Source organism: Bacteroides fluxus YIT 12057 (assembly GCF_000195635.1).
GTDB classification, from domain to species: domain Bacteria; phylum Bacteroidota; class Bacteroidia; order Bacteroidales; family Bacteroidaceae; genus Bacteroides; species Bacteroides fluxus.
Map to the genome: position 1 here is coordinate 166,028 of NZ_GL882623.1, position 21,652 is coordinate 187,679.

Consider the following 21,652-nt stretch of genomic DNA (forward strand, 5'->3'; position numbering starts at 1 on the left):
GCGCTTGGTTCCTTGTCTCTACTCCTTGATTTCCTCAAACTCCACATACTCTCCTTCGTCCTTGGAGAATAGTTTCTTGCGTTTCAGGTGGATTTCACCTTCCTCCGGTTCCGTGGCTTTGTCGGTTTGTGTGGACGAACCGGACGGCTGTCGCGGATTGTTATAGGAATATCCTCCGGGATTCTGATAGGAGGCGGAAGAAGTACGGCGTCTGCCCAGTCCGAAAATGCTCCGGACAACGGTGCCGATGATACCAAGACCGATAATTAGTATGGCAATGATTAGAATGAATAAGAATCCTAAAAGATGAAACATGGGCTAATGGTTTTTATGTGTTCGTTATATACGAACGATAATACAACAACCGTGCCAAAGATTTGTTTATTTACTTTTTCTTGTAATAAGTGAAAGTAAAATATACCAGACAATGATTGCCGCGAAACTGCAGATTCCCAGAAAAACAAGCAACGGGACACATACCATCAGAAAAATAAAACTGGTTTTGTTCTCCTTCCATGACAGGCTTTTGAATTTCAGCGAGAACATCGGGATCTCGGAAACCAATAACCAGGAAGAAAGGCAGACCAGTAACAATATATAGAGCGGATGGAAACTGTCTGATATAAGCAGTTCATGGGCTCCTGTAACGAACGATGCCCAGAACAAGGCGTTTGCCGGGACTGGCAGTCCTATGAAAGAACTTGTTTGCCGGGTGTCATTGTTGAATTTAGCCAGACGCAACGCGGAAAATACGGATATCAGAAAGGCAAGGAAAGGAAAGACGGGGGCTATACCTTCCATCATGCCCGGATAATGCATCTCTTTGAATAAAGAGAAAACAATCAAGGAGGGGGCTACACCAAAACTCACGTCATCTGCCAGGGAGTCCAAGTCCTTGCCGATGGCAGAATATGCATTCAGCAGGCGTGCCACCATGCCGTCAAAGAAATCGAATACGGAGCTAAGTAAGATGAATGCTAATGCCAAATCATACTTGGCCTCAAAAGCCATGACGCAGGCAATACCCCCCGAGAATAGATTCAGGCAGGTCAGCGTATTGGGAATATGACGGGTAATGCAATTTGCCATGGTCGTTCTGCTTATTTAAGTTTGGCTATTACGGTCTGGTTACCGGTGGTTAATTGTCCCAGTTTGACGAGTATTTCCGTACCCAAAGGCAGGAATACGTCCACGCGGGAGCCGAATTTGATGAAACCCATATGTTCGTCGATATAGCAGTCTTCTCCTGCTTCGGCGTATGTCACGATACGGCGTGCCATGGCTCCTGCTATTTGGCGTGCCATGATTTCTACACCTTCCGGAGTTTCTATGACTACAGAGGAACGTTCGTTGTCGGTACTCGCTTTGGGTAACCAGGCCTTCATGAACTTCCCGTCCTGGTGCCATACCTTTTTTACGGTGCCGTCTACCGGATACCAATTGGCATGTACGTTGACCAGGCTCATGAAGATGGATACCATAATCCGGCGGTCATGGAAATATTCGTTTTCTTCCACTTCCTCTACTACCACGATTTTGCCGTCGGCGGGAGCCACTACTATTTTCTCCGTATCTTCCTGCCCGAACAGACGGATGGGGCAACGGAAAAAGTTGACCAATATTCCATATACGACGAGACTGATGGCTGCTGCTATATAAAAGGGAATCTTACATTCCAGTCCGAAGTAAAGAGCTGCGTTGACAACAAGCAGAAGCAGCAAGCTGCCCGCCAATGTATGTGTTCCTTCACGGTGTATACGTATTTTTTTTAATCTTTTTAATCGACCCATGTATATCGTATTTGCTATTTTAGATAGAAATTATCTGCAAAAATAGGCTTATTTTGAAAATCTAACAAGGATTTAGGAGGAGAAATGCTAATGTTGATAACTTTTTGGGAAATATTTTTGCTAGGTGTCACAGAGGTTGTATTTTTATGCTCTCAACAGAAAGGATATATATGCAGGATTTTGTTCATTTACACGTCCATACTCAGTACTCTCTTCTTGATGGTCAGGCAAGCGTCAGCAGGCTGGTGGACAAAGCAATGAAGGATGGTATGAAAGGTATTGCCGTAACCGATCACGGCAATATGTTCGGGATCAAAGAGTTTACCAATTATGTAAATAAGAAGAATAGCGGCCCGAAAGGTGAAATCAAAGACTTGAAAAAAAGGATTGCCGGTATTGAAAGCGGTGAAATAGAATGTGAAGACAGAGAGGCGGAGATAGCCGGATGCCGGGCGAAAATTGCGGAAGCGGAAAACAAGTTGTTCAAACCTGTCATTGGTTGCGAAATGTATGTGGCGCGCCGTACCATGGACAAGAAGGAGGGGAAGCCGGACCAAAGCGGTTATCACCTTATTGTATTGGCAAAGAATGAGAAGGGCTACCACAATCTTATCAAATTAGTGTCGCGCGCATGGACCAAAGGGTATTATATGCGTCCGCGTACCGACCGCAATGAATTGGAGAAATATCATGAGGGATTGATTGTTTGCTCGGCCTGTATCGGCGGTGAGGTTCCCAAGAAGATCATTAATGACCGGCTGGAGGAGGCCGAAGAGGCCGTCCGGTGGTATAAGAATCTTTTCGGTGATGATTATTATCTGGAACTCCAACGGCATAAGGCGACTGTGCAGCGTGCCAATCATGAGGCCTATCCTTTGCAGCAGAAGGCCAATGCCAAATTGCTGGAATATGCCCGGAAATATAATATAAAGGTAATCTGCTCCAATGACGTCCATTTTGTGGACGAGGAAAATGCGGAAGCGCACGACCGTCTGATTTGTCTCAGTACGGGGAAGGACCTGGATGACCCGAGCCGTATGCTTTATACCAAGCAGGAATGGATGAAGACAAAGGCGGAGATGAATGCCTTGTTCGAGGATGTTCCTGAAGCGTTGTCCAACACCCTGGAAATTCTGGACAAGGTGGAGTATTACTCCATCGACCATGCGCCCATCATGCCTACTTTTGCCATTCCCGAGGAGTTCGGGACGGAAGAGGAGTATCGTGCGAAGTATAGTGAAAAGGATTTGTTCGATGAGTTTACGCAGGATGAGAACGGGAAAGTGGTGCTGGACGAAGAAGCCGCCAAGGCAAAAATAAAACGGTTGGGTGGGTATGAGAAATTGTACCGTATCAAACTGGAAGCGGATTATCTGGCCAAACTGGCATTTGACGGTGCTAAAAGATTATATGGTGACCCGTTGTCTGATGAGGTGAAAGAACGTTTGGTTTTTGAATTGTACATCATGAAGACGATGGGTTTTCCCGGTTACTTCTTGATTGTACAGGACTTCATCAATGCCGCCCGCACCCAGTTGGGCGTTTCCGTAGGACCGGGACGTGGCTCGGCGGCGGGTTCGGCGGTTGCCTATTGCTTGGGAATTACGAAAATAGACCCCATTCAGTATGACTTGCTGTTCGAGCGTTTCTTGAATCCCGACCGTATCTCATTGCCTGATATCGATGTGGACTTCGATGATGACGGTCGTGGCGAAGTGCTCCGTTGGGTGACGGATAAGTATGGGCAGGAAAAAGTGGCGCATATCATTACGTATGGCACGATGGCGACCAAATTGGCCATTAAAGACGTTGCCCGTGTGCAGAAGTTGCCTTTGTCCGAGTCGGACCGCTTGGCTAAGCTGGTTCCCGACAAGATACCCGATAAAAAGCTGAACTTGCCGAATGCCATTGCCTACGTGCCGGAGTTGCAAGCGGCGGAAGCCTCGCCCGACCCGTTGGTACGGGATACATTGAAGTATGCCAAGATGCTGGAAGGCAATGTCCGCGGCACGGGTGTACATGCCTGCGGTACCATCATCTGCCGGGATGATATTACGGATTGGGTACCTGTAAGTACTGCCGACGACAAGGAGACAGGCGAGAAGATGCTTGTCACTCAGTATGAAGGCTCCGTGATTGAAGATACGGGCTTGATCAAGATGGACTTCCTCGGTTTGAAAACATTGTCCATCATTAAGGAAGCCGTTGAGAACGTTCGTCTCCACCGTGGACTGAAATTGGACATTGACAAGATTTCAATAACCGACCCGGCCACTTATAAATTATATTGTGACGGACGCACTATCGGTACATTCCAGTTTGAATCTGCCGGAATGCAGAAATATTTGCGTGAGCTGCAACCCGGTACTTTTGAGGACTTGATTGCCATGAATGCTCTGTATCGTCCGGGGCCTATGGATTATATACCGGACTTTATCGACCGCAAGTGGGGACGCAAACCTATCGAGTATGATATTCCTATTATGGAGAAATATCTGAAAGATACGTATGGCATTACGGTTTACCAGGAGCAGGTGATGCTTCTGTCTCGTCTGTTGGCGGACTTCACCCGTGGTGAGTCGGATGCGTTGCGTAAGGCGATGGGTAAGAAGCTGCGTGACAAGTTGGACCACATGAAGCCTAAGTTCATTGCCGGCGGGCAAAAGAACGGACACGATCCGAAAGTGCTTGAAAAGATTTGGGCGGACTGGGAGAAATTTGCCTCATACGCTTTCAATAAGTCACATGCCACTTGTTATTCTTGGGTAGCCTATCAGACTGCTTTTCTGAAAGCCAACTATCCGGCGGAATACATGGCGGCGGTCATGAGCCGAAGCTTGTCCAATATCACTGACATCACGAAACTGATGGATGAGTGCAAGGCTATGGGCATTAATACATTAGGCCCGGATGTAAATGAGAGTAACCTGAAATTCACCGTTAATAAGGAGGGCAATATCCGTTTCGGGCTCGGCGCTGTGAAGGGTGTGGGTGAAGGTGCCGTACAAAGTATCATGGAAGAGCGTGAAAAGAATGGTCCGTATAAGGGTATATTCGATTTCGTACAGCGTGTCAACCTGAATGCCTGTAACAAGAAGAACATTGAATGCCTTGCCTTGGCAGGTGGTTTCGATAGTTTCCCGGAATTGAAGCGTGAACAGTATTTTGCGGTAAATTCCAAGAATGAAGTGTTTATAGAGACGTTGGTCCGTTATGGCAACCGTTACCAGGCAGACCAGGCAGCCGCTGCCAACTCTCTGTTTGGAGGCGAAAATGTGGTTGACATCGCTACTCCGGAAATCCTTCCGGCTGAACGTTGGAGTGACCTTGACCGTTTGAACAGGGAACGTGACTTGGTAGGTATCTATCTTTCTGCCCATCCGTTGGATGAGTATGCTGTAGTGCTGGAGCATGTCTGCAACACGCGCATGTCCGAAATCGAGGACAAGCAAGCGCTTGTTGGCCGTGAGATTACCATGGGAGGAATTGTCACTTCCGTCCGCCGGGGAATCAGCAAGAATGGAAATCCATACGGAATTGCCAAAATTGAAGATTATTCGGGTTCGGCAGAGTTTCCTTTCTTCGGTAATGACTGGGTGACGTATCAGGGGTATTTGGGTGAACGTACGTTCCTTTATATAAAGGCCCGTTGCCAGCCCAAGCAATGGCGTCAGGATGAGCTTGAGGTCAAGATTACTTCTATGGAACTTTTGCCTGATGTTAAAGAGAAGCTGATTGAAAAGATAACGATTCTTATTCCCCTCAGCGTATTGAACAAGTCATTGATAACCGAGTTGGCGGAACTGACCAAGGAACGCCCGGGAACTACAGAATTGTATTTCAAGGTGACAGACCCTGAAAGCAAGATGACGGTTGACTTGGTATCCCGCCCGGTGAAGCTTTCGGTCGGACGTGAACTAATCTCTTACTTAAAAGAGCGTCCCGACCTTGAGTTTCGGATAAATTAGTTATCTTTGCCCGTGCAATCAAGAGTTGCAGGCATTAGGATTGACAGTGAATTAATAATAAATAGTTAATACTTAAAATTTAAAGACATGGCTTTAAATATTACAGACAGCAATTATCAGGAGCTTTTAGCAGAAGGAAAACCTGTAGTTATGGACTTTTGGGCACCATGGTGCGGGCCTTGTAAAATGGTAGGCCCTATCATCGATGAATTGGCAACCGAATATGAAGGTAAAGTTATTATCGGTAAGTGCGATGTGGATGAGAACGGTGATGTGGCAGGTGAATATGGCATTCGCAATATTCCTACAGTACTGTTCTTTAAGGATGGAAAGCTGGTTGACAAGCAGGTGGGTTCTGCTCCGAAATCAACGTATGCAGCTAAGATTGAGGCCTTGCTGTAAGTGAACTAATCTTTTAAATAATATAAGTATGGGACTGGAAGACGATTTTTTGCAGAATGATATCGATGATGAGAAGACCATCGAATACATCAAGAATTATTTGCCGCAGGAGTTGAAGGAGAAATTCTCCGACGATGAGTTTTACTATTTTCTCGATTTGATTGACGAGTATTATTCCCAAAGCGGCATCCTTGATGCACAGCCCGATGCGGATGGATACATCGAAATTGATTTGGGGAAAATCGTTGATTATATCGTAAAAGAAGCCCATAAAGATGAAATGGGTGACTATGATCCGGAAGAGATTCTTTTCGTAGTACAAGGCGAGATGGAATATACCGAATCTTTGGACGAGGATTGATCATTCCTGGAATATAATAAAAGCGCAGATGAAAACTTGTCTGCGCTTTTTTTATTGCTTACGCTACCGGTGGTGTGTTCATAAAGAAGAATACAGACATGCCGATAAGAATGACACCTAATATGCCGTAGAACCAACGTGCTTGTTTTCTGCCGACATTCCGGACGACGAACTGGGTGTTTCGGGCAGTAAAGAACCAATCCCAGTCCAGCAGTGCCGCTGATAGGGAGATGATGCCTGCAAGGACAAAAATACCTTGAACGATGTACTGGCTCATGGGAAACTATAAGTCAAAGTTTTCCAGTGTTACCTTCCGTTCCCCATTTTCTATTTCTTCGATGGAAACTTTCACCGTGTTGCCGGGCAGGAGTTCTTCAATCAGTTCCGGCCATTCAATGAAACAAAGGGCACCGCTGTAGAAATAATCTTCGTATCCCATGTCGTAAACTTCGTCCAACTTCTTGATGCGGTAAAAGTCAAAATGGTAAATCAGTTCACCTGCTGTATCGGAACGATATTCATTGACGATGGCAAAGGTAGGGGAGGTAATGACGTCGGACACACCCAATTCTTCGCAGACGGCTTTGATGAAAGTGGTCTTACCGGCTCCCATTTTTCCGTAGAGAGCAAAGACGGTATTGTCACCCATAGCTTCGATAAACTGGTGGGCGGCTTCATGAATCTGGTCTAATGACTGAATTTTAATTTCCAACATGATGATATTTATGATTTCAACGATTTACGCTGTAAATATAAGCAAAAACTCTTTCCTATCTTGCAGATGGTATAGATAATAATGGAAAAGAAGATTATAGACGCTCCTGACGGGACGTTTCTCTTATATGAAATGTATAATCCGCCCAGACAACCGATATAGCCGATGGCAATGGATAGCCAGATGATATGTTTGAAGCGGTAAGTGAAAATGTTTGCCGTCATTTGTGGTATGGTCAGCAGTGAGATGACCAGCACGATGCCTACCATACGCAGGCACGCCACGATGGTAAGTGCGATGAACATCATCAGCACATATTCGAAAACCTGTACCGGAATACCTTGTGAACGTGCGAACTCCCGGTCAAAGGCTACATAGATAATCGGATGGAGGTATAAGATGAAGAACAGCAGCAATATAGCTGCCAGCCCGCCTAAAAGTGCTATGTCGCTTATTGTAATCGTGAGTATATTTCCGAAGAGATAGGCTGAAAGGTCGGGTGCAAAGCCGGGTGAAAGGAAGGTAAACATGATGCCTAATGCCATGCCTAACGTCCAGAATACGGCAATGGCGGAATCTTCGCGCATATCTTTCCGTTTGCTTAGCCATTCTACTCCGAAAGCGGACAATACAGCAAATATGCCGGCTGAAAGTATCGGTGAGATGCCTAAATACAATCCGAGGCCTATACCGCCGAAGGAGGCGTGCGTCAACCCTCCGCTGATAAATACCAACCGCCGTGTGACGATATAAGTACCTATTAATCCACAGGCAATGCTGGCAAGCAGACTGCCGATAAGGGCATGTTGGAAGAAGGTATATTGCAATAAATCCACTGTTCCGGAATTAATAATTAAAAACTCAAGGCATCAAGTGTGAGGGGAGATGCGCCGTTCTCCGATGATGAGGAATACTTCATCCTTTATATTATCGGGCAATGCGATACCGCGTAGCTGCAAGCTTCGTACCCAACCGGCTACATCTGTGTCTTGCATCGTATAGAACACGTCGCGGAATTCGTCCTCTTGTTCCGGAGTATATGCGTCCGGACTGATGCCGATGTACTTGTCCAGTTCCTCATCGTCATAATACTCTATCTTTTTGCTGACGGCAGCCAGCAGGCTGTCGCGCTCGCAGATCTCATGCTGCCCGCAGCATTCTGCATCCGCCTCCTGTACCTCGGGCATGGCATCCAGTTCACCGCGGTCTATTTTCCTTTGCAGTTTCCGGTTGCGTATCACTCCCGCAACGGCAGCTACGAAGGCAAGAACAATCAGGCTAATAATCAGTATCCACATGGGTTTCCTTTCTCTGAAAAACATGTTCCATTAATAGAACGGACAAAGATACATATTGTTTTGCACACAGCAAAATTATGGTTTCCTTACCTCTTGGATAACTTTGAATCCTGCTTTCTGCAAGTCCTCCCAATAAGCCGGATAAGACTTCGACACTACTTGTGGCTCGTCTATCTGTATATGTGGCAAGACAAGGCAGGCGGGGGCAAATGCCATTGCCATGCGGTGATCCTCGTAGGTAGAAATGACCGGGGAGGCTTCCGCCGGACAACGTTCGCCGTTCCAGAAAAGAATGCTGTCTTGCTCGGAATATACAACGTAGCCCAATTTTCGTAATTCAGTGATAAGAGCAGTGATGCGGTCGGTTTCTTTTATCTTCAGACTCTGCAATCCGGTGAAGCGGAAAGGGATGTTCATCAGGCAGCAGGTCACGACAAAAGTTTGTGCCAGGTCTGGAATGTCAACCAGGTCTTCTACAAGATGGGAAACAGGTGTTCCGGTTTGGGTCAGTTTCACTCCGCGGTCGGTGTATGCTGTCCGGATGCCCAGAAGGGAGAATATTTCGGCTCCACGGCTATCTCCTTGATAACTGTGCGGAAACAGTCCGAGTAATTCTATTTCGGGGGAGACTGCGGTTTTACGGCCGTTGTTTCCTTCTTTGTTCATATCTTCGCCTTTCAGGCCTTCAAGTGCGATAATCTGATACCAATAGGAGGCGGCGCTCCAGTCACTTTCTACGGTGAATGGTACATCTTGATAACCGCCGGAAAGGACAGTAATGCTGTTGGGGGAATCCCAGTCCGCCTTAGCGCCGAAATCACGCATCAATTGTAGTGTCAGGTTGATGTAAGGACGCGAAACGATGTCACCCGTAAGGTGCAGACGCAGGCCTTTGGGAAGTACGGCACCTATCATTAGCAAGGCAGATATGTATTGGGAACTTACATTGCCGGCGAGGGATATTTCTTCTCCTTTCAGTTCAGTACCTGTTATGTATAGGGGGGGGAAGCCTTCGTTGCCTATATATTCGATTTGTGCACCGAGTTTACGCAGGGCATCAACCAGAATCCGTATGGGGCGTTGTTGCATACGTTGTGTCCCGGTAATGGTACGTGCTCCGGGGGTTACGCTGAGGTATGCAGTAAGAAAACGCATGGCGGTTCCGGCGGCGAGGATATCAATGTGTTCGGGAGAACCGTTCAGGGCGCGGACCATCACACGGGTATCGTCACAATCACTCAGGTTACAGGGCATGATGTCTCCGTGGGCAAGGGAATGCAGGATGAGTGCCCGGTTACTGATGCTTTTGGAAGCCGGCAGTTGTATACTGGTATGTAAAGAGGAGGGAGCAGAAACTGTATATTGCATGGTTGTATTTATTAAACTACGGCGGTTAAGTATTTTATTGTCGCTACAAAAGTAGAATAAATCTTTGGTAAATGGAAGTATGCACTTAAAATGAGCAGTATTCTTGAAAAACGTGAATCGGTAGGTACGTGTTTGAGTATGGGTGAATTAGGCACGGGATGGTTGATAGACAAATACTTATGATTGTCGTAAAACCTGTGCTACCCGTGCCTGTCATTCTTATTCGACTTCAAAAACTGTAAGTACTGCCGCATGGTCTGATGCCCATACATAATCTATTTCAGGGGCGGTACGTACAATTTTGGAAGATAATGCCTTGAGTTTTCCTTTATAGTAAATGAAGTCGATACGGGACATTTGCATTTGTCCGTAAATGGCGGCTACAGTGCCTCCCTGGTATGTGACCTCATCCGGATTCTTTTCACGGAAACTATCCTTGAACCCATTTTCCTGCATGTAACGGGAGACGGGGAAGTTCACCGGACCATATCCTTGATGTAATGGTTTGGCTCGTTCGGTCCAGTCAAGATGGCTGCATGAGTTGAAATCTCCGGTGATGATGACCGGCATCCCCGTTTCAAGGTTTGGCACTATGTCCTTGGTATAGATGTTTTGGATATCGGGTAATGCCAGTATGGAGTCTTCTGCAATCCAGACAGAGGGATCCAGCCCTTTTTCGGCATATCCGCTTGTGTATTCCGGACGGTAAGCGTACCGTAGCCAACAGTCTATAAGCATCACCCGCTTGCCGTTCGGCAGGGTTATTTTGGCGGGATTTGACTTGAAGGGTTCTCTCCATGCAATTGTCTCTAATGGAAACCGGCTGTACATGGCTAGATTGTCTTTAAGAGAATGTGTCTTGAGGTGATATCCCAATGAATCGGCCAACATCCGTTGGATGCCATAAGCTTCTTGCATCATGACGACGTCTGCGCGGGTGCTTCGGATCAGATCGAGTACACGTTGTTGTCCTTCATTGCCCAGATGAATGCCTCCGTGCCAGATATTCCATTGGAGCACTTTTATGATGTTGGAATGTGCCTGACTATTGCAAGTCACTTGTTTATGTACCTCCTCGGTAGATGTTTCAGGAATGATTCTTTTTCCGTTCAGCCGTATAAAAGGTATTGACGCATGCAAGGTATGTCCGGGAACTGCTTCTTTTCGGACATCGAATGTGAGTAGAAAGTAGTTGATGCCCGATTGCAGCGGAATTTCTTCTCCAGGTGCAGGGTGGAGAATCATTGACCGTTTGGGAGTATGTCCGTTACCAAACAACTCTTTACGTTGTGCGGAACGTGCTTCGTTTCCGATAGAATAGATGTGTATTTGCTCGATGTCTGTCAGGTTGGTAGTTCCGGTGAAATCGAGTTTCAGTTCTGTCAGCTTCAGTGGATTTTTGGATCCTTGTACGGCAATTCTCAATTTAAGAGCTTGGTCGTCTTTACTTCCCTGGTCGGCATCCCATTCACTTTGGATGACTACGGCATTGAATAGTTGCTGTTTTCCGCTATATTCTTTAAATGCGGGATTGTCGTTGGGAACTGCATAGGCCAATGGGGCTTTTTCATTGTACTTATTGCGTCCGTTGCGGATGTGGTATGCCTGATGCCCTTTGCCTACCCAATTGACGGATGTCTCATCTTTCAGGTCGTTGAAATTATAATATCCCCACAACTTTTTAAAAGCCGGGTGGGTAGCTTCTACAGGGCGATTCATCCAATGGCAGATGGTTTGTTCCGGAAGGGCCGTACGCCAGATACGTACTTCATCGATTAATCCGCCGAAGGTATAATATACATCGTGCACTCCGATGGCTCCGGGGAGAATGGCTGTCGCTGTATCAGCTTTAGCCACTTGTTTTCCATCAAGGTAAAGGATGGTTTGTCTGCCATCACAAGTCAGTGCCGCATGATGCCATTGGTCATCCAGAGTTCGGGGTGATGACAGATTTGTGCGGGTGGAGTGGAGTCTGCCTTCTTTGATGACTAAAGGCAGATAATCTACCCAGTTAAGTTCACTATATTCTCCTCCTCCGATAATTACTTCAAGGCTGTCCCATTGGCAGTCGTCTCCTTTGAACCAGGATTCCAGAGTCCATGAAGATTCCAGAATTCCCATGCCTGTCCGTACGTTATTATCTTTCCCGTCGAGATGAAGGGCAAGGTTCGACTTTCCGTCTTTTGGGACGGAAAGCGCCCCCTGCATCTGCAGAGAACAGCAGATGCAGAGGATAGATATTACTACATATTTCATTATGCGCCTACTTGGTTTTGAAGGTTACAGTCCATGATTTCGAACGTTTGCCACTGGCCGAGATTACAGTGAATTCTTTACTCATTCCGCTCCAGTCCTGATAGCCTCCGAGTGAAGGGGACAGGGTGGCGCCGGAAGAGAGTGTACAGGTGGCAAAGACGTTGGACAAGTCCGTACTGGCATCTACCGTAATGGTAACGGTTCCTTCTTCGGAAAGAATAACAGGAGTGCCAATCTCTTCTTTATCTCGGTTATATACTTTGAAGGTTAATATCTCTGTTTTATCGTAGTTCGGTACATCCGGTATATCTGGTTGTTCGCATGAAACAAAGAAGCATCCGGCAATGAAGCAGCAAATCAGTATAGAAATTATCTTATTCATAATCATATTATATTTTAAATGTGATGAAGTCAATCGTTAATATCCCGGATTTTGTTTTAAGACGCTGGAACGGACTATTTCGTCGTGAGGTATCGGGGTCAGGTATAGCCGGTCGTTCCAGGTACGGATATCTGTCTTGGTAATCTTGAATTCTGTAGGTGAAACAAAACGTACCCCGTGCAATGTCGTTTGTGTTTCGGGGCCAATTTTCCAACGGCGGACATCATAGAAACGCTGTTCTTCGAAGGCGAATTCGATACGACGCTCTTTTCTGATTAGTTCTCGCAACTTCCCGGGGTCTGATTCTGTGAGTGCGGGCAATCCTACTCGTTGACGAATCACATTGACGGCTTCCCGTGCACCTTCTACATCACCGGTTTCAAGGCGGGCTTCTGCGTCATTCAGATAAATTTCTGCATAGCGGAGTATAATCCAGTTGGTGCTGAAGTCCGGACTTCCGGCGCCTGCATACGGATAATTGTAGTTATCATAATCAATCCATTTCCAGACATTATATCCGGTAAGTGAACCGTCTCCTTTGTCGGGAGTATCCATCAGATACCGGTCCACGGTTACGGCACCTTTATCTGCATTGAAGAAAATTTGGGAACCGTGGAACACGATGTTTGCGTAGAATCGCGGCTCTCGTCCTTCGTAAATACCGCAATCATTAATATCAAATATTTGATCGGCAGGTGCTTGTGAATACTGTGTGGCGGGGGTACCGTTTGCCATTTCAAATTCATCAATCAACTCTTGAGTCGGGCCAAGGCCACCCCATCCACGGTCACCGTATTTGTCGTTAATGTATGTCACCATGTTACATACCATCATGTTATTATATACGTCAGGGCTTTTGTACTGGATGTCGAAGATGATTTCTTTGTTGTCTTTATTGGTGCTCCACCAGATAGAACGGTATTTTTCCGGGGTGGTACCATCCACCAGTTCATAGCCTAATTTATAGACTTCGGCACAGCTTTTGATTACATCTTCATATCGCTTGTCGTACAGTTCTACCCTTGATTTCAAGGCGTAGGCTGCGCCTTTGGTTGCACGGCCCTTCTCTCTTGAACCATAAGATGCGGGTAACATTTCTGTTGCTTTTTTAAGATCATTCAAGATGAAATCATAGCATTCTTTTTCAGATGAACGGGGAATCTCCCAATTATCCTCCATAGTGAGTACTTTATCCAACAGTATTACTCCACCATATCGCTTTACCATTTCAAAATAGAACATGGCACGCAGGAAATATACTTCTCCTGTTAGTCTGGACCTTTCATTTTCTTCGATGGTTGATGTTCCGATGCGTTCTAGAAAACGGTTGCATTTGCGTACTTTTATGTAATAATCTTCCCATACATCATCATCCTGCGGGTCAGAGGCACTGACCATGTCATAGTTGAATTTGAACCAGCTTGCACGATATTTGTCACGTTGCGCCGAAACGGAATTGTCGCTACGGTTTTCCTGCAATAGCAGTCCGTCCACGGCAATCTCGCTATATAAATCGTTTACGTAATATTTTACCAGTGTTTCGTCCGACCAGAAAGAGTCGTCAGCTATTTCGTCCAGTGGAGCTTTGTTCAATACATCGCACGAACAGAAGAGCAATACAAATAAGCAAAAGAGAGCTGTATTTATCTTTTTCATAATCACGTTTCAATTTTTAAGTTTAGAATGTAATGTTAGCACCAAACACAAAGGTTTTCATTTGAGGATAAGCACTCCCGTCGGTGGAACGTAATTCTGGATCGAAATATTTAATTTGTGACCAGGTCAGTAGGTTAGATCCACTGAAATAGAGGCGTAGTCCTTGAATTTCGGATATCTTGGATAATAGTAACTTCTTGAAGTCATAACCTATCTCTACATTCTTCAGACGGAGATATGAACCGTTACGCATCCAGAAGGAAGAGAACAATTGATTGTTGGCATTGCCTCCGTAGTACAAGCGCGGAAATTCAGCTTTCGGATTTTCGGGTGTCCATGTGTTGCCGATGTGGTGTTCTAGCAATGCCCCTCCTCGTCCTTCCATGTATGGGAAAGCAAGGTAACCGTTGTAGTAGAAGTTGGCCAACGCTGCTCCTTGAAAGAAGAAAGTCACATCAAAACCTTTCCATTCGGCATTCAAGTTCAGTCCATACACTAATTCCGGATAGTTGCTGCGTCCAATTGCTATTCTATCTTCTGCGTCAATGATGCCGTCTCCATTTTGGTCTTTGTATTTGATGTCACCGGCTTTTGCTTTGCCAAACTGGGGTTGCGGCCAATTGTCGGCTTCTTCGTCAGATTGGAATAGTCCTAAGGCTTCGTAGCCGAAATACTGATTCATGGAATGTCCTGTGCTGCGTTGTCTCGGATTATTTTTTTCACCGGCGGGTTCCAACAGGTCAATGACTTTATTTCTGGCCCAGGTTAGGTTGCCTGCAACAGAATAGTTAAAGTCGCGCAAGTTGTTGCGATATGTGATATTTAGGTCGATACCTCTATTGTCAACTTTGCCGACGTTGGCTGCTGGCAGTTTATATCCAAGAATAGCAGGCATGTCCGTACGTTCGCGCAGGATATCGTTTGTCTTTTTATAGAACCAATCTGCTTCCATGTTGAGTTTCCCGTTGAAGAACGAAGCGTCTATACCGATGTTGAACATTTCAGATGTCTCCCAAGTAATGTCGGGATTCGGGAAACGGGTTTCGGTATATCCCGGAGCTATTTCCGGATTCTGGCCGCCAAATACAGCGTCGCCGCCTGTTCCGTAAGCAGACATGTACTGGAATTGACCGATATTGTCTGTTCCGGCGCGTCCCCATGAGGTTCTTAACTTTAGGTTGTTAAGTATTCCTGAGAAGGGTTCCATAAAAGGTTCTGCCGATATACGCCAGGCAGCCGATACAGAAGGGAAGAAGCCATAGCGTTTGCTTTCCGGGAATTTTTCTGAACCGTCAAGGCGTCCGTTAGCTTCTAACATATACTTTTCTTTGTAGTTGTAGGTCAAGCGGAACACGGAGCCTACTTTACCGGTTTCGGAGGCACTGCCACTGTTGTCCTTGTCTTTGTCTGGTCCGGCAAATAATTGTTGGATGGAGTAAATGCGGTATTTCGTACGTGAAGCCCAGAAATTCTCATCGGCTCCTTCCGAACGTGAGAATACAAACAGCGCTCCTAACCGGTGATCCTGTGCAATGGTCTTGTTGTAAGCTGCTTGAAACTCAAAGGTCATAGCTTGACTGCTTGAGTATGTTTGTTTCAGTTCTGCACCTTCACGGTTGGGTGAATGTCCGTCATATTCTCCGGTAATTTTGTTCCATACATAGAAATCTACCGGAGTAGTCCATCTTTTGATACTGTTGAAAATTTTATCGTAGGAGAAAATACCTTTCAGATTTAAGCCTTCGACTCCCGGAACATTAAAGTCCAGCATGAAACGTGTGTTCAATACACTTTTGCGGTCTTTTACCCAACCGCCTTCAGTAGCCAGTCCGATAGGGTTCACACCTAGTGAAACTTTACCTAAGTTACCGTCTGGAAAACGTCCGGGATCAGTTTGCGGGTTACGGTGCATGTTGTTGAATACATCCGAAGTACTGCCTGCGATACTGTTACGGTCTTCTTGGCGATAGGCCATATCTGCCGACAGGTTCAGGTATTTGTCTATAATATTGGCGTCTATGTTGACGCGTGCATTGTATCGGTTAAAACCGGAGGTTGATTTATTGGTACGTGTGTCACCATACAAGGCGTCTTGCTTTACATAGCCGAATCCGGCGAAATACTTCACCCTGTCTGAACCGCCGCTTGCTGTCAAGCTATGCATTTGTTGCCAGGCGCGTGGAAGCAGAACTTCTTTGTTCCAGTCTGTATTAGGATAACCATAGGGATCGGAACCGTCTCTGAATTTTTGTAATTCTTCTTCGGTATAGATGCCATACATGCCCGGGTCTTCTCCCAAATCCATTTCCTTATTACGCCATGCGCTATTCATAAAGCGGGCGTGGTCGTACGAACTGGCGATTTCGGGCATACGGGTAGGAGTACCGAAACCTATTTTGAAATTATAGTCCACTTGTGCTTTGCCGCTTTTACCACGTTTGGTAGTGATCAGTATTACGCCGTTTGCTCCTCGTGCACCATAGGGGGCTACGGCTGAGGCATCCTTCAATACTGTCATACTTTCTATTTCGCTAGGGTCGAGTTGCGACATGCTGCGTCCGATGATGCCATCCACTACAATCAAGGGAGAAGAGGAGGTGGGTGAACTGGACCCGCGGATAATGATCGTCGGGTCGTCATATCCGGCTTCTCCACCGGTTTGCTGGATCAATACACCGCTGACACGTCCTCCAAGTGAGGAAGCCAAGTTGGCGGTAGGTACATTCTTGAGCGAAGAAACTTTCAGTGTAGAGGCCGAAGCAGTTACTGTCTGTTTTTTCTGGGAGCCATAGCCTACAACTACCACTTCATCCAGGGTCTTAGTGTCTTCTTTCATTTGAATATTGAAAGATGTCTTGCCGTTTACCGGTACTTCTTGGGGCAGGTAACCGATGTAGGAAATCACTAATACTGATTTTTCAGGAACTTCTAATGTAAAGTTTCCATCTATATCCGTGATGTTTCCTGTACCTGGTTGTCCTTTTAGGGAGATGTTGGCTCCAATAATAGGGTCGCCGATTTGGTCAATGACTACTCCCTTGATTTTAATTTTGCGTTCTTGTTGGGTAATCATTGTTTCCGGAGCTTTTTCTTTATCTACATAAAGAGAGATGTAGTTATTGGAGAATTTATAAACCAACTTCTGGTTCTTGAGCGCTGCCGTCAGGATTTCCTTCACCGTGGCGTTGGTCTTTTTCACTTCTATTTTCCGGGAGAGGTCAATTTCGACATCGCGATACATAAACAGATAGTTGGTCTGTTTTTCAATTTCGTGCATTAATTCCCCGAAGGTCAAGTTACTTTTGGCAAGAGTCACGCGGGCTTCTTGTGATTTTACGTTACCAGCTTGAAGCTGAAAGAGAAAAACGAATATAAAGAACACGGACAGTTTCATGATTCGTATAATATGTGTTAATTCAAGTTGTTGATGGATATACCATTTCTGCAACAAGTTTTTTTTCATAACTTTGTCGTAAGTTTAAGATTAATACTATTAGGTCTGTTTTGGGATGGACAAAGATAGTATTGACTCTTTTGGGGAGGAGTGTTGGCGCACTCCTCCCTTTTTGTCGTGCTATCTTATTTTGTTTGGGATGTGGATAAATTTAAGTCATAGCGGTGATTTATTTTTAAGGTTAGACATTGGTATTTAGTAAATCTCATAATGTTCATCATCTCTTTTCTTGAAATTGAAGTGATATACTGCTTGTAAAGCTGTCAGGATATTGTCCACTTCTTCACTTTGTCGGATTTTGCCGGAAATTAGTTCATCCAATTTCACATTTCCAGTGAAGTCGAACTGGACGTTGTACCACAAAGTCAGATAATTCAAGATCTCTCCAAAAGGTTTCGAGCGAAAACTGAAAATACCACTTTTCAGATATTCTTCATTATCGAAATTGGAGTTGGACACTACCATGCGATTGGCCACTAACGATACTTTTTCGTGAGGGTTCAGATAAACTCTCTCGTCTTCATTATCTTTATTATAGACTAATACTCGTCCTTCTATGAGGCAAGTTTCAAATTTGCTTTTTTTGGCGGCATAGGCAAATACATTGAACCGGGTACCTAATACTTGTATATTGAACTGTTGCGTCTTTACGGTGAAAGGTTTCTTGTCATCCTTGGTAACCTCAAAATATCCTTCTCCATTTAATTCTACCATACGGTTTTTCCGGTTGAATTCATTCGGAATCTTAATTCTGCTTTGGGGGCTTAGCCATACGGAAGTACCGTCTGGAAGAGTCATGTTCACTCGTTGCCCTTTAGGAACATTGATTTCCGTATATTGTTTTGAGGATTTGTTTAGTATGTATAAGTTGGAAACAAACCAAGTTGTAGAAACCAGAAGGACGACAATGGCCGCATACTTGAGAATCCCCATGCGGAAGCGGTGTACCAAGCGACGTTTTAGTCGTTTCTCGAATTGTACTATTCCTGTTGCCGTTTTTTCTCGGTCACCTTCCTGTGATGTTAATCCGGAGATGGCCCATATCGCCTTCATACGTGCAAATTCTTTTTTGGCTTCCGGGTTACCTTGAAGTTTGTTCAGAAATTCTCTCCTTTCTGTAGCAGACATGGTACCTGCGAAGTATTTTTCTAATTCATTGTTCATGGGATTCCTCAAGTGGTTTTATGTTAAAGACAACTGAGAATACATTTACCACTAAAGAAGATGCAAAAAAAAATGCTAAATGATGAAAATAAGTAAGGGAATATATTCCTTGAGTTCAGATTTTAGTTTACGAAGTGCAATAGATATCTGATTTTCAACGGTGTTTACGGATATGTCCAAGCGCTCGGCGATTTCTTTATATTTGAGTCCTTCTATACGACTGAGCAGAAAGATTTCTCTGCAACGTTCCGGCAGTTTTTGCATCGTTTGCTTCAACAGTTCTTCTACTTCTGAGATAGAGGAGACTGCTTCGTCAAATTGTTGCAAGGCATATAGGTTCAATTGAGATTCCAGTTCTTCGTCTGCTTTAAGTGGGCAGGTCTTGGCTTGAATATAAGATTGATGCTTCAAAAAGTTTAGGCATCTGTTTTTGATAAGTGTAAAAAGAAAAGCGTCCGGATGTTCTATTTCTTCCAACAGTTCCAAATGCTCCCATAGATAAAGGAAAGTGTCTTGTACTATGTTTTCCGCATCCTCTTCTGTACTGACATAGGTCCGCGAGAAACGAAGCATTTTCATATAATATATGGAATATATGTCTGAAAAACTTTTTTGTATTTTTAAATTAGGTTGCATTCTGTTTGGAAAACTTGGTGCCTTTTATAGTACAATGTGCATTTGAAATGCAAATATAATTAAATAGTTTGCAATGTAAGAGGTGCTTTTGACTTTTTTTCTGCGCATTGTGGAACAATACTTCTCAAATGCGTATTTAGGCATTTATGGTATATGTTTTTCCCGTTCTTTCGTATATCTTTGTACCTACTAATAAATGATGTGATAAGATGGAAATTGATTTAACTACTCCTGCCTTGTTGTTTTCGGCTATATCATTGATAATGTTGGCATACACTAATCGTTTCTTGTCGTATGCCCAATTGGTGCGTACCTTGAAAGAACAATATATGGAGAATCCGTCATCGGTGAAGGCGGCGCAGATTGCCAACCTTAGAAAACGGCTCTATCTGACGCGCGCCATGCAGGTCACCGGTATCGGGAGCCTGCTGTTGTGTGTAGTCAGTATGTTTTTTATTTACATACAGTTATACGCAGTATCCGTTTATATATTTGGACTGGCATTGGTCTTGCTGATTATTTCATTGACCATATCGGTATATGAAATCTATATATCGGTCAAGGCGTTGGAGATACATTTGAACGATATGGATGAATGAAATAGGTTCTAGAATGTGATATGTAATGCCTTGACCGGCAGTTCCTGCTCTCCCCAGTCTATCATGGCATTGAATAGCCGGATAATGGGAAAAGAGGATAAATCCTCTGGCCCAAGTTCTTTTTCCTGTACAATTCCTTGTGCCAGGAGTTGTGCTCGTTTCGTTCCTTTCAGTAACGGATGTTTGGGAGTGTACCAGTTGCTTCCGTCATACAGGGCGATGTTGGCAATGGAAGTGTCGGTTAGCAGTCCTTGTTTTACAATCAGAATATCATCACACTTGCCACGTTGTGCAAACAGGCGGTTCAGCGATTCACGGTTTGTGTTTTTATAAGTGTAGTCGATCTCATCAGACCGGATAATAGCCAGTGACTGTACTTCCCGCATGTGGTAAAGCGAATAGCTGACTTCTTCGATACCCGTTTTCCCATATACGATGCGTGCCTTGATTCTGCCTGTTTCCCGGGAAGGTGTTATATAACCGGAGAGTTGCAGCGGAGTACTTTGGTGCCAAAAGTGCATGCGGGTATTGTTCAACCTTCTCTCATGATAGGACAGATTACGAATTTCTCCGTTATCGAGCCGTATGGTTTCAATAAATCGGCACATATATTTTTTGTATTACTTCGTTGTATTCACTTTCGTACCGACTTTGGGCTGTAATTCCTCCACCGGCTTTGAAGTAGAGTTGTCCGTTGTCCTCTTGTTCGATAAAACGTATCATGACAGCACTGTCCAGCTGGCTGTCTGCATAATATCCCATGACTCCGGTGTAGAATCCCCGGTCATAATGCTCTGCATCGGCAATGATTTGCATGGTTTTGGGCTTGGGAGCACCGGTAATGGAGCCGGCAGGCAGCAGTTTAAAAAGAATATCGCCTATGTGTCCGGGATAATCGCAGGGCAATGTGCCGCATATTTCGGAACTGGTCTGCAGGATGGGACCTTTATTGGTTTGCAGGTGGTCTATGTATCGGTAGGAAGTGACTCTTACTTGACCGGCAACCATGCTTAAATCATTTCGTATCAAGTCAACGATGGTGGCATGTTCAGCGGCTTCTTTCTCATCCTCCATCAGCAGGTTTTCGGCATTTGGAAGCGTGGCGTCGATAGTCCCTTTCATGGGGAAGGATTTGATTTTTCCTTCTTCTATACGTACGAAGATTTCGGGGGAGAAACAGACGAATTGATCTTTCATCCAAAGTTTATAGAGCGCTTTTGAATGCAGGAAGATATCCTTCAATGTTAGGTTTGTGGTGACGGGAACTTTACAAGTAAGGTTGGCCAGATAACTGTTTCCTGCCAACAGGTTTTGTTTCACTAAATCGAACGAATGCTTATATACGTCGGGATCAGGAGGAGTAACCTGCCATTCTATTTTTCCTGCGTACTGTTGGACAGTCGCTCCGGAGTCGGTTATGGCAGGCTCTATCGCATTACCTGCCTTCCGAAACTGGAAAAGGCAGGTCGCGGCGTCTATCTTGTCAAAGGTTTCAATGTACGAACGTTCCTGTGCGTAATCTATGACAAAAAGGAAGGGAACATTGGCTTTTGCCAATGTATTCATCCGGCAGATGGCTTCTTCTTTACGATATACTTGCATC

General features: G+C 45.0%; 20 protein-coding genes. 4 read left to right on the forward strand and 16 right to left on the reverse strand.

Features of this window, described 5'->3' with window-relative positions:
• Positions 1 to 18: 18 nt before the first annotated feature.
• From HMPREF9446_RS06475 to HMPREF9446_RS06485, 3 genes are all read right to left on the reverse strand, one after another.
• On the reverse strand, positions 19 to 315 hold the full coding sequence (locus tag HMPREF9446_RS06475) for a DUF4834 family protein (RefSeq protein WP_009124677.1): 297 nt from the start codon (positions 313 to 315) through the stop codon (positions 19 to 21).
• A 66-nt stretch (positions 316 to 381) separates the two neighbouring features.
• Entirely contained in the window at positions 382 to 1,089 is a 708-nt protein-coding gene (gene pssA, locus HMPREF9446_RS06480) for a CDP-diacylglycerol--serine O-phosphatidyltransferase (RefSeq protein WP_039968700.1), read from the reverse strand.
• Between the two features lie 11 nt (positions 1,090 to 1,100).
• A complete protein-coding gene (locus HMPREF9446_RS06485) occupies positions 1,101 to 1,790 on the reverse strand; it encodes a phosphatidylserine decarboxylase family protein (RefSeq protein WP_009124679.1) in 690 nt (229 codons plus the stop codon).
• A 170-nt stretch (positions 1,791 to 1,960) separates the two neighbouring features.
• Here HMPREF9446_RS06485 and dnaE point away from each other — a divergent pair, with 170 nt between their 5' ends.
• The 3 genes from dnaE (at position 1,961) to HMPREF9446_RS06500 (ending at position 6,521) form a co-directional block, all read left to right on the forward strand.
• The gene (dnaE, locus tag HMPREF9446_RS06490) at positions 1,961 to 5,758 is read left to right on the forward strand and encodes a DNA polymerase III subunit alpha (protein ID WP_039968701.1); all 3,798 of its coding nucleotides are present in this window, start codon (positions 1,961 to 1,963) and stop codon (positions 5,756 to 5,758) included.
• Between the two features lie 87 nt (positions 5,759 to 5,845).
• Positions 5,846 to 6,160 carry a thioredoxin gene (trxA, locus tag HMPREF9446_RS06495; protein ID WP_009124681.1) on the forward strand — a complete coding sequence of 105 codons (315 nt, stop codon included), beginning with the start codon at positions 5,846 to 5,848 and terminating at the stop codon, positions 6,158 to 6,160.
• Between the two features lie 28 nt (positions 6,161 to 6,188).
• Positions 6,189 to 6,521, forward strand: coding sequence for a hypothetical protein (locus tag HMPREF9446_RS06500; protein ID WP_009124682.1), 333 nt, complete (start codon positions 6,189 to 6,191; stop codon positions 6,519 to 6,521).
• A 58-nt stretch (positions 6,522 to 6,579) separates the two neighbouring features.
• On the opposite strand, the gene HMPREF9446_RS06505 is transcribed toward HMPREF9446_RS06500, so the two are convergent.
• The 11 genes from HMPREF9446_RS06505 to HMPREF9446_RS06555 form a co-directional block, all read right to left on the reverse strand.
• Positions 6,580 to 6,798 carry an immunity 17 family protein gene (locus tag HMPREF9446_RS06505; protein ID WP_009124683.1) on the reverse strand — a complete coding sequence of 73 codons (219 nt, stop codon included), beginning with the start codon at positions 6,796 to 6,798 and terminating at the stop codon, positions 6,580 to 6,582.
• A gap of 6 nt (positions 6,799 to 6,804) precedes the next feature.
• Entirely contained in the window at positions 6,805 to 7,233 is a 429-nt protein-coding gene (tsaE, locus tag HMPREF9446_RS06510; RefSeq protein ID WP_039968732.1) for a tRNA (adenosine(37)-N6)-threonylcarbamoyltransferase complex ATPase subunit type 1 TsaE, read from the reverse strand.
• An 11-nt stretch (positions 7,234 to 7,244) separates the two neighbouring features.
• Complete coding sequence (locus HMPREF9446_RS06515; RefSeq protein ID WP_009124685.1) at positions 7,245 to 8,072, reverse strand: metal ABC transporter permease; 828 nt, start codon at positions 8,070 to 8,072, stop codon at positions 7,245 to 7,247.
• A gap of 33 nt (positions 8,073 to 8,105) precedes the next feature.
• Positions 8,106 to 8,534: a hypothetical protein gene (locus HMPREF9446_RS06520; RefSeq protein ID WP_039968734.1), complete on the reverse strand. Its 429-nt coding sequence runs from the start codon at positions 8,532 to 8,534 to the stop codon at positions 8,106 to 8,108.
• Between the two features lie 75 nt (positions 8,535 to 8,609).
• A complete protein-coding gene (locus HMPREF9446_RS06525) occupies positions 8,610 to 9,902 on the reverse strand; it encodes a 3-phosphoshikimate 1-carboxyvinyltransferase (protein ID WP_039968702.1) in 1,293 nt (430 codons plus the stop codon).
• Between the two features lie 219 nt (positions 9,903 to 10,121).
• Positions 10,122 to 12,158 (reverse strand): BNR-repeat neuraminidase N-terminal domain-containing protein, encoded by a 2,037-nt coding sequence (locus tag HMPREF9446_RS06530; protein WP_039968704.1) that lies wholly within the window; start codon positions 12,156 to 12,158, stop codon positions 10,122 to 10,124.
• A 7-nt stretch (positions 12,159 to 12,165) separates the two neighbouring features.
• Positions 12,166 to 12,540, reverse strand: a complete 375-nt coding sequence (locus HMPREF9446_RS06535) for a DUF5018-related domain-containing protein (protein ID WP_039968735.1) — start codon at positions 12,538 to 12,540, stop codon at positions 12,166 to 12,168.
• Between the two features lie 36 nt (positions 12,541 to 12,576).
• A complete protein-coding gene (locus HMPREF9446_RS06540; RefSeq protein ID WP_009124690.1) occupies positions 12,577 to 14,196 on the reverse strand; it encodes a RagB/SusD family nutrient uptake outer membrane protein in 1,620 nt (539 codons plus the stop codon).
• 22 nt (positions 14,197 to 14,218) lie between these two features.
• Entirely contained in the window at positions 14,219 to 17,659 is a 3,441-nt protein-coding gene (locus HMPREF9446_RS06545) for a TonB-dependent receptor (protein WP_009124691.1), read from the reverse strand.
• A gap of 186 nt (positions 17,660 to 17,845) precedes the next feature.
• Complete coding sequence (locus tag HMPREF9446_RS06550; protein ID WP_009124692.1) at positions 17,846 to 18,814, reverse strand: FecR family protein; 969 nt, start codon at positions 18,812 to 18,814, stop codon at positions 17,846 to 17,848.
• 75 nt (positions 18,815 to 18,889) lie between these two features.
• Positions 18,890 to 19,450 carry an RNA polymerase sigma-70 factor gene (locus HMPREF9446_RS06555; protein ID WP_009124693.1) on the reverse strand — a complete coding sequence of 187 codons (561 nt, stop codon included), beginning with the start codon at positions 19,448 to 19,450 and terminating at the stop codon, positions 18,890 to 18,892.
• 209 nt (positions 19,451 to 19,659) lie between these two features.
• On the opposite strand from HMPREF9446_RS06555, the gene HMPREF9446_RS06560 reads away from it, so the two are divergent.
• Positions 19,660 to 20,049 carry a DUF2721 domain-containing protein gene (locus HMPREF9446_RS06560; RefSeq protein ID WP_009124694.1) on the forward strand — a complete coding sequence of 130 codons (390 nt, stop codon included), beginning with the start codon at positions 19,660 to 19,662 and terminating at the stop codon, positions 20,047 to 20,049.
• Between the two features lie 8 nt (positions 20,050 to 20,057).
• On the opposite strand, the gene HMPREF9446_RS06565 is transcribed toward HMPREF9446_RS06560, so the two are convergent.
• Both HMPREF9446_RS06565 and HMPREF9446_RS06570 read right to left on the reverse strand, forming a co-directional pair.
• Positions 20,058 to 20,657, reverse strand: a complete 600-nt coding sequence (locus HMPREF9446_RS06565; RefSeq protein ID WP_009124695.1) for an aminotransferase class IV family protein — start codon at positions 20,655 to 20,657, stop codon at positions 20,058 to 20,060.
• The gene (locus HMPREF9446_RS06570) at positions 20,641 to 21,651 is read right to left on the reverse strand and encodes an aminodeoxychorismate synthase component I (RefSeq protein ID WP_009124696.1); all 1,011 of its coding nucleotides are present in this window, start codon (positions 21,649 to 21,651) and stop codon (positions 20,641 to 20,643) included. Before HMPREF9446_RS06570 ends, HMPREF9446_RS06565 begins: the two co-directional genes overlap by 17 nt.
• Position 21,652 lies beyond the last annotated feature (1 nt).